Origin of the sequence: Leptotrichia wadei (genome assembly GCF_007990545.2) — a bacterium.
Lineage (GTDB): Bacteria > Fusobacteriota > Fusobacteriia > Fusobacteriales > Leptotrichiaceae > Leptotrichia > Leptotrichia wadei.
This window is the reverse complement of record NZ_AP019829.2, coordinates 1,580,841-1,593,757: the sequence shown is the minus strand read 5'-3', so window position 1 is coordinate 1,593,757 and position 12,917 is coordinate 1,580,841. Positions and strand designations below refer to the sequence as shown.

Annotated in this window: 10 protein-coding genes; 8 read left to right on the top strand and 2 right to left on the bottom strand. The window is 27.2% G+C overall.

Annotated elements, in window-relative coordinates; all coding sequences use genetic code 11:
• Positions 1–6: 6 nt before the first annotated feature.
• Entirely contained in the window at positions 7–597 is a 591-nt protein-coding gene (yihA, locus tag FVE73_RS07450) for a ribosome biogenesis GTP-binding protein YihA/YsxC (protein WP_018499058.1), read from the top strand.
• Positions 598–917: 320 nt separating this feature from the next.
• Here the strand turns inward: yihA and FVE73_RS07445 are convergent, their stop codons facing one another.
• The gene (locus FVE73_RS07445; RefSeq protein ID WP_018499059.1) at positions 918–2,441 is read right to left on the bottom strand and encodes a YifB family Mg chelatase-like AAA ATPase; all 1,524 of its coding nucleotides are present in this window, start codon (positions 2,439–2,441) and stop codon (positions 918–920) included.
• Positions 2,442–2,608: 167 nt separating this feature from the next.
• Positions 2,609–3,046, bottom strand: coding sequence for a Dps family protein (locus FVE73_RS07440; RefSeq protein ID WP_018499060.1), 438 nt, complete (start codon positions 3,044–3,046; stop codon positions 2,609–2,611).
• Between the two features lie 590 nt (positions 3,047–3,636).
• On the opposite strand from FVE73_RS07440, the gene FVE73_RS07435 reads away from it, so the two are divergent.
• The 7 genes from FVE73_RS07435 (at position 3,637) to leuS (ending at position 12,843) form a co-directional block, all read left to right on the top strand.
• Positions 3,637–4,329, top strand: a complete 693-nt coding sequence (locus FVE73_RS07435) for a hypothetical protein (RefSeq protein ID WP_018499061.1) — start codon at positions 3,637–3,639, stop codon at positions 4,327–4,329.
• A 222-nt stretch (positions 4,330–4,551) separates the two neighbouring features.
• Positions 4,552–4,722: a hypothetical protein gene (locus tag FVE73_RS07430; protein WP_175284487.1), complete on the top strand. Its 171-nt coding sequence runs from the start codon at positions 4,552–4,554 to the stop codon at positions 4,720–4,722.
• Entirely contained in the window at positions 4,719–5,651 is a 933-nt protein-coding gene (locus FVE73_RS07425; RefSeq protein WP_175284486.1) for a hypothetical protein, read from the top strand. The genes FVE73_RS07430 and FVE73_RS07425 overlap by 4 nt, the downstream gene beginning before the upstream one ends.
• Positions 5,652–5,809: 158 nt before the next feature.
• Positions 5,810–6,463, top strand: a complete 654-nt coding sequence (locus FVE73_RS07420; RefSeq protein ID WP_175284485.1) for a tellurite resistance TerB C-terminal domain-containing protein — start codon at positions 5,810–5,812, stop codon at positions 6,461–6,463.
• Positions 6,456–7,772, top strand: coding sequence for a BREX system ATP-binding domain-containing protein (locus tag FVE73_RS07415; RefSeq protein ID WP_018499063.1), 1,317 nt, complete (start codon positions 6,456–6,458; stop codon positions 7,770–7,772). The genes FVE73_RS07420 and FVE73_RS07415 overlap by 8 nt, the downstream gene beginning before the upstream one ends.
• A complete protein-coding gene (locus tag FVE73_RS07410; protein ID WP_018499064.1) occupies positions 7,772–9,889 on the top strand; it encodes a DEAD/DEAH box helicase in 2,118 nt (705 codons plus the stop codon). The genes FVE73_RS07415 and FVE73_RS07410 overlap by 1 nt, the downstream gene beginning before the upstream one ends.
• A 275-nt stretch (positions 9,890–10,164) precedes the next feature.
• Positions 10,165–12,843, top strand: coding sequence for a leucine--tRNA ligase (gene leuS / locus FVE73_RS07405; protein ID WP_018499066.1), 2,679 nt, complete (start codon positions 10,165–10,167; stop codon positions 12,841–12,843).
• Positions 12,844–12,917 lie beyond the last annotated feature (74 nt).

Sequence of the window (12,917 nt, the reverse complement as noted above, 5' to 3'; positions counted from 1 at the left end):
TGAAATATGGAAATAAATAAGTCAGAATTTGTAAAATCGGCAGTTATGGAAAAGGATTATCCAAAATTTAACAACGTTGTGGAGTTTTCATTTATCGGAAGATCAAATGTTGGAAAGTCTTCGCTTATAAATTCTCTTACAAAGAGAAAAAATCTTGCAAGAACAAGTAAAACTCCAGGAAGAACACAGCTTATAAATTATTTTTTGATAAATAATGCAATTCATTTTGTAGACTTGCCAGGATATGGATTTGCGAAAGTACCTGATTCAGTAAGGAAAAACTGGGGAAAAACAATAGAAGGCTATCTTATGTCAGATCGTGAAAAAGTTGTATTCCTTTTGCTGGATTTGCGTAGAATCCCAACAGGCGAGGATATGGAAATGTTAAAGTGGCTGGAACATTTTGGAATTGAATATTATATAATTTTTACAAAGGCTGATAAATTGTCTAATAATGAAAAATTTAAGCAGTTAAAGGAAATTAAGAAAAAACTTGTGTTTAAAAATGAAGATGTATTTTTTTATTCTTCCTTAAAAAATACTGGAAGAAAAGAATTGCTTGATTTTATTGGAGAAAGAGTTAATGAAAAAAAATAAAAATTTCTATTGATTTTCAAATTAATTTTCAAAAAAGCAAAAGTTATTTTAACAAGGGGTCAAAGCCCCTTGTAATTAAATAAGTAAATAAAATAGTTTTTTTAAACTGTATCTTTATAAGGGATTTTAAGTCCCTTATTTTTATTATGATTAAGTAATCTCCATAAATATTCAAACCTATTTTAAATTAGACTGCTAAAAATTATATGAATTTAGTTTTTTATTAAGCAGGATTTATAATGAATCTGTAACATCAATGGAAAATATCAGGAATAACAATTTTTTACAATTTTTTTAATAAATTGTTGCCAAATAAAAAATTACTGTTTTTTTCGATAATTTAGGGCTTCTAATAAATGCTCTTTTTTTATATTTTCCTGCCCATCTAAATCTGCTATTGTTCTTGAAATTTTTAGTATTTTGTCGAACATTCTGACTGACAATTTTAGATTGTCGATGGCGGCTTTCATAATTTCTTGACTTTCCTTGTCAATTTTGCAATATTTGTTTAATTGCTTTTTGTTCATATCCCTGTTTAGCGTATTTGAATTAAATCGCTGTTTTTGGATCTCTCTGGCTTTTATTACTCTTTTTTGGATGTCTTTTGATTTTTCTGAAAGAGATTCGTCAAAAATTTCATCTTTTTTTAGCTGATGCATTTCAACGTAAAGATCCATTCGGTCAAGAAGAGGTCCTGAAAATTTTTTTTGATAACGTTTTATTTCTTTCAGACTGTCGCTGCATAGCGGATTATCGGAAAAGTAGCCGCTTGGAGTCGGATTTGAAGCCGTTATCGTGATATTTTTTACAGGATAAGTTACACTGAAATTTGCTCTGGAAATAACGATTTTTCCATCTTCCAGAGGCTGCCGTAGCGCTTCTAGTGTTTTTCCCTCAAATTCTCCAATTTCATCTAGAAAAAATACTCCGTTTAGTGCTAATGTTATTTCTCCGACTCTGTTTGCACCGCCTACAAGTGCCACTTGCGTTGCTGAATAATGGGGTGCTCTGAATGGTCTTTTGCGGATTATTGGTTCTTTTTGGCTAAGCATTCCTGAAATGCTGTAAATTTTGGTTGTTTCGATTATTTCTTCTTCTAGCATGTCAGGCAAAATTGTATTAAATCTTTTAGCAAGCATTGATTTACCTGAACCTGGGTCGCCTATTAAAAACACGTTGTGTCCACCGGCTGCTGCGATTTCTAAAGCCCTTTTTGCCATAAGCTGCCCTTTTACATCTGAAAAATCAATGGCTTCTTCTGGCTTCTTATCCTTTTCAATTTTTGAAGTATCCATTTCAACGGCTTTTTTGCATAAAGTTTCCACATCAATTTTTCCATCTAGAAAGTCCAGAAGTTCGCTAATTTCATCAACTGGAATAATTTCTGCTCCTGAAATCAGCTTTGCTTCGTTATAATTTTCCATTGGAACGATAACTCCTTTAAAGTCGGTTTCCTTTGCTAAGATTGTGGCATTTATTGCTCCATTTATTGATTTTATTTTTCCATTTAGGGAAATTTCTCCCAAAATTAGGTATTTTTTTAATATTTCTATATTTGAAATATGTCCTGTGTTGGCAAGTATGCCTAAAAATATGCTTAAATCAAAATGGCTTCCTTTTTTTCTAATATTTGCAGGCGATAAATTTACTAGCACACGCCTGACTGGGAACTCAAATCCCACATTTTTAAAGCAGCTTCTAATTCGCTCCTTACTTTCTGAAATGGCTTGATCTCCCATTCCAACTATATTAAAAACAGGCAGTCCTCTGGAAAGGTCAACTTCCACCTCTACAACATAGGTATCGACTCCCAAATAACTGCAGCTAAATAAACTTATTGCCATAACTCCCACCCTTTAATTTTTCGTTAATAATTAATTATAACATTTTTTAATAAAAAATGCAACTATGAAAATAAAAAAGAGAAAATCTATAAAAAGACTTTCTCCCAAAAGTATATATAATAGGCAATTTTAATAATTCTGTAAAGTTTTGTCTATTGTTTAAAGATTTATTTTAAGTATGCGTTTAACATCCATAAATCTTTTTCATAAGTGCTGATATATTCATCAACCATTGCAGATGTTCCATAATCATTTTCTGAATCTGCAGTTTCTTTAACTTCTTTTACTAATTTTAACATTGCTTCAAATTCTTTTTTAACGTCAGCAACTGCATCAGCAATAGATATTTCTTTGTTTTCAGCTTCTTTAATAGTAGTAACTGCTAAGTAATCTTTTAGTGTTCCTAAAGGACGACCACCGATTGAAAGGATTCTTTCAGCTACATCATCAATTTGTTCATTTAATGCATCATAGTATTCTTCCAATTTTGCATGAACAGAAAAGAAACCTGCACCAACAATATTCCAGTGGTAATTTTGAACTTTTCTGTATAATACGTTTAAATTTGCTAAATAAAGATTTAATTTTTCAATTGTTTTTGACATATTTATCACTCCCTAAATTATAATTTGTATTTCTATCTCAAATACATTTTGATTATATCAAAAATAAGATAAATTGTCAACAAATATTTTATAATTATTTTATAAATATAATTATTACAATTTTGAAACAAAAATTGTTATAAATATATTTAAAAAAATATTTTTTTTCATAATATAATCTCTTGAGAAGTTTTGAAATAATAGAAAAAAAAGTGTATATCAAGAAAATATTCATGTAAAGAAAAATTTGAGAGAAACTAAAATAAAATAAAATGTACCTAGCTTTTTATGTCAGCATTCATGATTAAGTTTTGCTTTAAAAATTAACAACATGGAGGATTTTTAAGTAAAGTTGTAGTTACTAATAAAAATATTATTTAATACTCTTGTGTGTAAAAACTAAACTTCAAATATAGAAAACAATTTTACTATAATTCAATTATAGAGTGTTACGGTGGTACTCAGAAATAAAAAAATATTAAAAAAATTTTGAGTTAAAATTATTTTTCTTTAATTTTTAGAGCAATTAAGGTATAATAGCTGTAGAATAACTATAACTTTGAAGTTTAAATTTATTTTTGGAGGCAAATATGAAAAAAATAGTTTTAAGTTTATTTGTATTACTAAGTTTATCAACTTTTACAGAAAAAAAATATCAAGTGGAAGTAGAACCAGCAGTAAAGCTTAATCAAAGTATTCTTTCAGATTACAATTCTCAAATTGAAAAAGAAGTGAGTAGAATTTATTCAAAAGAGGAAATGTTTGGAATGATGAATAAAATGATGAATGGAGTTTTTGCTGGAAGTCAAAAAGATGGGTCGAATCAGATGAAAGAAATGATGGGTTCTTTTTTTGGAGAGGATTATTTTTCTAAAATGGTGGATACAATGTATAAATATTACAAGATTGATATAGAAAAAATAGATTATATCAATGGAGAAAAAGCATATGTAAAAGTTAAATTGGGATTTCCTGTAAATACAGATGAAATGAGCATAGACAAAATGTTTGAAAAATCTGGAGAAATGACTAAAAAAATGAATGAATCTTTTAAGAAAAAAACAGGAAAAACAATGGAAGAATATCAAAAATCAATTTCACAAAATGATGAAAAAGCTATGAAAAAATATTTTAAAATAATGGGTGAAATTCAATTAGAAATGATGGACCAAGAATTAGAACAAATTACAAAAAATGGGAAATATGTAGGAAGAAAAGAAATTTTGGAAGCTAATAAGAAGAATGGGAAATGGGTGATTGAGAATCCTGATTTTGGGTATTAGTAGGTTGAAATAGATTATTTTTAACTACAAGTTTGTTTATTGAAGAAAATTAGAAAAAAAACTGGGATAAAATTGAAAAAAGTTGTGAGATTAAAGAAAATAGGATTATAAAAATTATATAAAATTAAATTTTTGAGTAAAGTAGTAGTAACTTTTAAGTTTGTTTTTAAGGCAGTTTTATTATTAAAATTATAAGAAGAGTTTTACTTGAAAGGTAAAAATATGAAAAATTATATTTCAGAGTTGATAAGAGAAATTTTTGCAGAAGTAAATAAGGAAATAACTAAAATTTTAAATTGTAAAAATAATCAAAAAAAATCAAAAATAAAAGAAAAAGAACTTTTAGAAAATAAAAGTCATGAGTCGAAAAAAGAGATTTTCAAAAAAATTTGATAAATAATAATAAAGAACATAATATAATAGATATTACGAACTTTAAAGAAGAAAAAATTGACTATTCTAAATTTAAAGAAGATGATACAAAAATTATTAATAATTGGGAAATTAAATTAGGCAATATAGATAATTATTATTTTAGTGAACTAAAAGTTCCATTTTTGAGAGAAAAAATTTTAGAACTTTATAATAAAATATTTGAAATTTCAGATACTGAGTTAAAAAATAAAAATAGAATACTTATTAAAGAAATTGAAAAATTTGAAAAGGAAAATTATGTTTTTAAAGGAGAAACTTTTAAGAATATTTTTTATGGAGGAATACGGATAATAAATAGTAAGTACAATGGAATTAGAAAAAACATAAGGAATTATTATTATTTTCAAGATTTTTGGAATATTTTACAAAAAAAGGCGAGTGAAGTTGTAATAGATGAAATAAATAAATATTTAGAAAAATTGCCTAAGTTAAATAATGAAATTATGGTGTATTATAATTTAACACCAAATGGATTGCCATATAGATATTGGGATAAAAATGGGAAATTTAGAGAAGAACATAAATTCTCAGAGTTGGAACAAAGAATATTGGAGAAAACTAGTTTTAGACAAACTAAAATTTGGAATAATTATGAGGCTAAGAAGCAAATGATTCTTTTATATTTAGATGAATGGAAGATTATAGAAGAAAGAGTAAAAACAGAAGAAAAACTAAAAAAGAAAAGCAAAAAAATTATAAGTGCTATTTTAAATTTACAAGATCATGTTTATTTTGAATATAATGAAATAGAGGGAATATATGCACTTTTAAAAATGATTGAAAATAAAATTAGGAGTTTTATACCAAATTATAAAATACTTGAAACAGAAAAAGAATTAGAAAGTATAAAAAATTTTTTCCTAAATCAATGTCAAATGAATTATTAGAAAATATTGAAAATTTTAAGATATCCAAAGAAAAATTGAATCAATTTTAGATTATGAGATAAAAACTATCCTAAAGATTGGAAACTAAAATTAGGATATATAGAATTATTCAATGAGAAAAAATAAATTTAATAATAAGATTTAATAATGATGAGAATTTGGAAAAAATAATAAAAGAATTATTGAAAAAAGAACAAAATAGTGACGATAAATTATTTTATTTATTTCTATTGAATAAAAAGAGAGAATTGAAAAAAACTGAAGTAAAAATGTTAGAAAAAATAATATCTGCTAATAGATTTCAAGATTATAAAAAACTATTAGACAAAGATAATGAAATAACTCAAAAAATATACGAGGAATTAAAATTATTAAAGTTTCAGAAAATGAAAAAAATAGATTTGAATTTAGAAAAAGTGAAAGTGACAAAAGAGAAATTTGCTGAAACAGTTAATATTTTAGAAGAATATTTAAAAGAAGAAAATGAAGAAGCTGATATTAGTAAAATTTGTAATGAAGAACAAAAAGATGTAGTTGTTGAGAATAAAGAACAAGAAAAAATAGAAAATTTTCAGGATAATAAAATAAAAGAAGTATTGAAAGTAATAATAGAAACTCAAAAAATAGGCGAAAATGATTTGAAAAATTATGCTAAGGAAAAAAATATGTCATTAAATGCTTACATAGATTCTATAAATAAAGAGTTATATGATATTGTAAATGATCAGGTAATAATTCTTGAAAATAATACTGTAAAAATAGATGAATTTTATATTGACGATATAAAGGAGTGGCTGAAAGAAAATGATTAAGATAAATCTCAAAGAAGCAGATAGTGTGATTAAAGCAATAGAGGGAGGGATAACTCCCAGAAGAGGAATACAGCATTTGTTAGTTGGAAGAAACAATGAAGTTCAGGAAATAGTAAAAATATTAGATAAAATAACTGAAGGAGATAGTGAAATAAAATTTTGGGTAGGAGATTTTGGTTCAGGAAAAAGTTTTATGTTGAGGACAATAGAATCCATTGCCTTACAAAAGAATTTTGCTGTTTCTACAGTTGACTTGAATCCTACAAGAAGATTTTATTCAACAGATGGAAAATCAAAAGCTCTTTACAGTGAAATAATAGATAATATAGTAGTTCAAACTGCTCAAAATGGAAGAGCTATAAATACAATAATAGAAATCTGGATAGAAAAAGTCAAGAATCAAATCATAAATAATAAAAATTTAAAAGCAGAAGAACTGGATAAAAATCCACAATTTATTGAAAAAGAAATATTAAATTTAACTTCTTCGTTTACGACATCATCAATCTCCTATGAATTTGGTCAAGCAATTATTCAATATTATATAGGAATATTAGAAGAAGATTATGATAAGAAAGAGAAAGCTTTAAGATGGTTACGAGGAAATATTGAAACTAAAACTGAAGCAAAAAAGGAATTAGGAATTGGAAAAATAATCAATGATGATAACTGGTATGAGGCCTTGAAAACATTTGGAGAATTAATTTTAGATATGGGATACTCGGGTTTTGTAGTTAATTTTGATGAATTAGTTAATTTATATAAGATACCTCAATCACAAACAAGAGAAAAAAATTATGAAAAGATATTAAATATTTTTAATGAATGTAAATCTAATAAGGCAAGAGGAATGTTTATAAATTTTGGCGCAACTAAAAAAACAGTATATGACAAAGGCAGAGGAATGTCAAGTTATGAAGCATTAAAAGGGAGATTAGGGACAGAGAATGATAATTTATCAAATTTAATTAATACGAAGAAATCTGTATTATTATTAAAACCTTTGAATAATGAAGAGATATTTATTCTTTTAGAAAGACTGAGAGATATTTACAATGTAAATTATAAAACTTCTATAGAACTAGATGCAAATGAAATAAGATTATACATGGAAGGAAAATTAAATCTTCCGGGAGCAGATGAATTTTTGACACCGAGAGCAGTAATAAAGGATTATATTGAAATTTTAGATTTAATAAGACAGAATCCAAATGAAAATATAATAGCAATAATAGAAGCAAAATTAGGAAAAATGAATAAAGTGGAAAAGGATGAAAATAATCTTGATGATGAAATAGAGGTATTTTAATGGACACTTATAATATGTTAAAAAAAGAAATCAGAAGATATATCTATGATCAAAAATGGCAGCAATTTACTAAAATACAAGATCATTCTATAAAACTTTATAGTGAAAGCGAAGATAATTTAATTTTAATTGCACCTACGGCCTCAGGAAAAACAGAAGCAGCTTTTTTACCTGCAATTAATAGTATTGAAAATTGGGAAGAAGGTATTAAGATAGTTTATATCTCACCATTAATTGCATTAATTAATGATCAATTTAATCGGATTTCAGAATTATGTAAATATATGGAAATAACTGTTACTAGATGGCATGGAGAAGCTTCTCAAAGTAAAAAGAGAGATATCTTAAAGAATCCCAAGGGGATATTGTTAATAACTCCTGAAAGTCTGGAAGCATTATTTGTAACAAAATCAGATAGAGTGAGGAAATTATTTTACAATGTTGAAAATATAATTGTAGATGAGATTCATAGTTTTATTGGTTCTAATCGAGGAATTCAACTTAAATCTTTACTTGAAAGAATGAGCCTGTATATAAAAAATAATAATCCTAGGATGATAGGAATGTCTGCAACGGTATCAGAAGAAAATTACTTAGATTTAAAAGAAATATTTCAAAATAAAAGAATAACAAAAATTATTAGAGATAAAGGGAAAAATGAATTAAAAATAGATTGTAATTTTTATTCTAATGAAATTGCAGCATTAAATAAGATTTATGAATATTCTAAAACTGAAACAATGTTAGTTTTTCCAAATACAAGACAAAAAGTTGAAATGATAGCAGCTAATCTAAAGAAAAAATCTCAAAAAGAAAAAAAATATATAAGTTATTTTTCTCACCATGCTTCAGTAAGCAAAAACATCAGGACAATGGTAGAAAATTTTGCTAAAGAATCTAATAAAAATTTATTTACAATATGTTGTACATCAACACTTGAATTAGGGATAGATATAGGAGCAGTTGATAGCATAGTTCAATACAATGCTCCTCATTCTGTATCATCCTTAGCTCAAAGATTAGGTAGAAGTGGCAGAAGAACAGGAATAAATAATTTACATTTTATTTCAGATGAAAAATGGGATTTATTACAAGGATTATCAGCGATTTCAATTTATAAAAAAGGAAAAGTTGACAAAATAGATGTTGTGAAGAAGCCTTATGATGTAATGGCTCATCAAATATTATCTTTAATAGTTGAAAAGAGTGAAATAAATTTATCAGAGTTTAAAAAAATTATTCAAAAATATCAAACTTGGAAAAATATTGAATATGAAGAGTTTTCAAATATTTGTAATCATCTTTTAAAAGAGAAATATATTGAAATATTGGATAATAGCATCATTGCAGGAGTTAATCTTGAAAAATTATTAAAAAAAGCAGAGTTTTATACTCAATTTAAAGTAGAAGAGATGTATTCAGTATATAATAATCAAAGTAAAATAGGTGAGTTACCATTAGATATAAGATTAAATGTAAATGATAATATATATTTAGCTGCTGGAATTTGGAAAATAAAAAAAGTAGAAGAAGAAATAAAAAAAATATTTGTAGAAAAAGCAAAAGACGGAAAACCTCCCATGTTTTTGGGAGAAGTTGGAGAAATTACTGATGAATTAAGAAAAGAAATGAAAAAAATTTTATTTAATAGTAAAACATGGGGAAATTATTCTGAAGATATAAGAAAAGGTCTAGAAGTTATTTCTAAAAGTATTATTTTAAAACAAAAGATATATTTTTATTTAGAAAAAAATAAAAAATCAATAAAAACATTTAGAAGTACGAAAATAGATAGAACATTGATGATATTATTGTTGATATTTTTAAATTTAAAAGATTTTAGAGAATTAAATGATATGATTTTATCAAATAGTCAAGTTATAGAAGAAAGTATAAGTGAAATTGCAATAAATGGAATAGATAGGGAAAAAATAGAAGATTTTCTTGAAAAAGATATAGAAAAATCTATAGAATTAGGAAAAATAAATATAGTAGATGGTTATTTAAGTTCAAATAAATATATGTTTTTAGTACCTAATAATTTAAAAATTAAATATTTTATAGACAATAAACTTGATATAGAAGGAATAGAGGATTTCTTAGATATTAAAAAGTAAATAGGCAGAAATATAAAATATATTTTAGTATAAATTGAAAAATAATTGTCAAAAATTCCAAAATATAGTACAATTATTAAGTAAAAAATATATAATGATTTAAATTTCAAACAATCATTATATTTATTAATAATCTAGAAGGAGAAATTATGAAGTGGCTTGAGATTGCAGTAATTGTATTATGTACTGTTAAAACAATAGAATTTAGCTACAGATTTATAAAATGGATAAAAAAATAAAATTTATAAATACTGAAAAATGAAGGAGAAAAAATAATGATTAAGGAATATAATCCTAATGAAATTGAGAAAAAATGGCAAGACAAATGGGCCCAAAAAGATGTTTTTAAGTCTGAAAATAAAGCCGATGGGAAAGAGAATTATTATGTGCTTGAGATGTTTGCGTATCCGTCAGGGAAATTGCATGTTGGGCATTTGAGAAATTATGCGATTGGAGATGCGATTGCAAGATACAAGAAGATGAAAGGGTTTAATGTGCTGCATCCGTTTGGATGGGATAGTTTTGGGTTACCTGCGGAAAATGCGGCGATTGACCATGGGGCTCATCCTGGAAAATGGACTAAAGCGAACATTGACAATATGAGAAGACAGTTGAAACTTATGGGTCTTTCTTATGATTGGGATAGAGAATTTAGCACTTACACTCCAGAGTATTACAAATGGAATCAAAAATTCTTTATTGAAATGTATAAAAAAGGATTGGTTTACAAGAAAAAATCTTTTGTAAACTGGTGTCCTGAGTGTAATACGGTTTTGGCGAATGAACAAGTCGAAGATGGGAAATGCTGGAGACATAGTAAAACTGATGTTATTCAAAAGGAATTGTCGCAATGGTACTTTAAAATAACTGATTATGCTGAAGAATTGCTGCAAGGGCATGAAGAACTTAGAGGACATTGGCCTGAACAAGTATTGACTATGCAAAAAAACTGGATTGGAAAATCAATTGGGTCTGAAGTTGACTTTATTTTAGATTATAAATTTGAAAATAATGGACATACGCATTTGAAATTGAATGACAAGGGAGAAGTTGTAATCTCTGTATTTACGACAAGACCTGACACGCTTTATGGAGTTACTTATGCAACTGTTGCACCAGAACATCCGTTGGTTGAGGAAGTTATTTTAAAGGAAAATCCTAGCATTAGAGAAAAGATTGAAGCGATGAGAAATGAGGATAAAATCGCTCGTACAGCAGAAGATAAGGAAAAAGAAGGAGTATTTTCTGGACTTTATGTGATTAATCCTGTAAATGGAGAAAAAGTGCAATTGTGGGTTGCAAATTATGTGTTGATGGATTATGGGACAGGAGCTGTTATGGCGGTGCCTGCACACGATGAAAGAGATTTTCAATTTGCTAAGAAATATAACTTGGATTTGAAAATTGTTGTAAATCCTGTTGATAAAAATGGAAATTTAGAAGAAGTTTCTGTTGAAAAATTGGAAAATGCTTTAACAGTTCCAGGAGTATTGGTAAATTCAGAAGAATTTAACGGATTAAATAGTAATGAAGCAAAAGAAAAAATTACTGAAAAATTGGAAAAAATTGGATTTGGTAAGAAAACTGTAAATTATAGACTTCATGATTGGTTGATTAGTAGACAAAGATATTGGGGAACTCCAATTCCTGTGATTTATGATGAAGATGGGAATATTTACTTGGAAGAAGAAGAAAACTTGCCTGTGAAACTTCCTACTGATATTGAATTTAATGGGAAAGGGAATCCGCTTGAAACTTCGGAAGAGTTTAAGAATGTGATTTTGCCGAATGGGAAAAAAGGTAGAAGAGAAACTGATACGATGGATACTTTCGTTGACTCGTCTTGGTACTATTTGAGATATTTGGATTCTCACAATGTGGAAAAACCTTTTGAAAAAGCGGATGCAGATGCTTGGACACCTGTAAATCAATATATTGGTGGAATTGAACATGCGGTAATGCACTTGCTTTATGCTAGATTTTTCCATAAATCACTTAGAGATTTGGGATATGTTGATACAAATGAGCCGTTTAAAAAATTGTTGACGCAAGGAATGGTTTTAGGACCTTCATTCTATTCGCAAAATGAGAGAAGATATTTGTTCCCAAGAGAAGCTGAATTTAAAGATGGGAAAGCGTTTTCGATTGAAACAGGGGAAGAATTAGTTACAAAAGTAGAAAAAATGAGTAAATCGAAAAATAATGGAGTAGATCCTGAAGAAATCGTGAAAGAATACGGAGCTGACTCTTCAAGAGTGTTTACATTGTTTGCTGCACCGCCTGAAAAAGAATTGGAATGGAATATGAATGGACTTGCAGGAGCATACAGATTTATAAATAGATTGTATTTGTTAGTTTCTGGAACTGCAGAATTTTCTGACCATAATGCGAAATCAGAAAATCATTATGGAGTTGAATTGAAAAAGAGAAATCAAAAAGATGAAGAAATTCAAAAGAAATTGCATCAAACAGTTAAAAAAGTTACAGAAAGTATCGAAGATGATTTCCATTTCAATACCGCAATTGCAGCTGTTATGGAATTGTTGAATGATATGACGACTTACAAGCAAGAAGTGATTGACAAAGAAAATATTTCTTCAGAAAGTAAAAAAATATGGCGTGAAGTATTGGAAAAAACAATCTTGTTAATCGCACCGTTTGCACCGCATGTAGCTGATGAATTGTGGGCTTATTTAGGAAATAAAACATTTACTTTTGAAGAAGAATGGCCAAAATATGACGAAGAATTGACAAAAGACCATACTTTCAATTTAGTAATCCAAGTAAACGGAAAAGTGAGAGATATGGTTTCGGCTCAAATCGGAATTTCAAAAGATGACGCTGAAAAACTTGCGCTGGAATCAGAAAAGGCTAAGAAATTTATTGATGGGAAAGAAATTGTGAAAGTGATTGTTGTACCTAATAAATTGGTTAATGTTGTTGTGAAAGGGTAGAATATATTTTTAAATAGAAGGGGGAGTTTGAAATATTAGGGAGGTTAAAGGTTTTTTATAGTGAAAAATAAAAG

Coding starts and splice junctions, on each gene's coding strand:
- yihA (WP_018499058.1), top strand. CDS start 7: ATGGAAATAAATAAGTCAGAATTTGTAAAATCGGCAGTTATGGAAAAG.
- FVE73_RS07440 (WP_018499060.1), bottom strand. CDS start 3,046: ATGTCAAAAACAATTGAAAAATTAAATCTTTATTTAGCAAATTTAAAC.
- FVE73_RS07410 (WP_018499064.1), top strand. CDS start 7,772: ATGGACACTTATAATATGTTAAAAAAAGAAATCAGAAGATATATCTAT.
- FVE73_RS07430 (WP_175284487.1), top strand. CDS start 4,552: ATGAAAAATTATATTTCAGAGTTGATAAGAGAAATTTTTGCAGAAGTA.
- FVE73_RS07415 (WP_018499063.1), top strand. CDS start 6,456: ATGATTAAGATAAATCTCAAAGAAGCAGATAGTGTGATTAAAGCAATA.
- leuS (WP_018499066.1), top strand. CDS start 10,165: ATGATTAAGGAATATAATCCTAATGAAATTGAGAAAAAATGGCAAGAC.
- FVE73_RS07435 (WP_018499061.1), top strand. CDS start 3,637: ATGAAAAAAATAGTTTTAAGTTTATTTGTATTACTAAGTTTATCAACT.
- FVE73_RS07445 (WP_018499059.1), bottom strand. CDS start 2,441: ATGGCAATAAGTTTATTTAGCTGCAGTTATTTGGGAGTCGATACCTAT.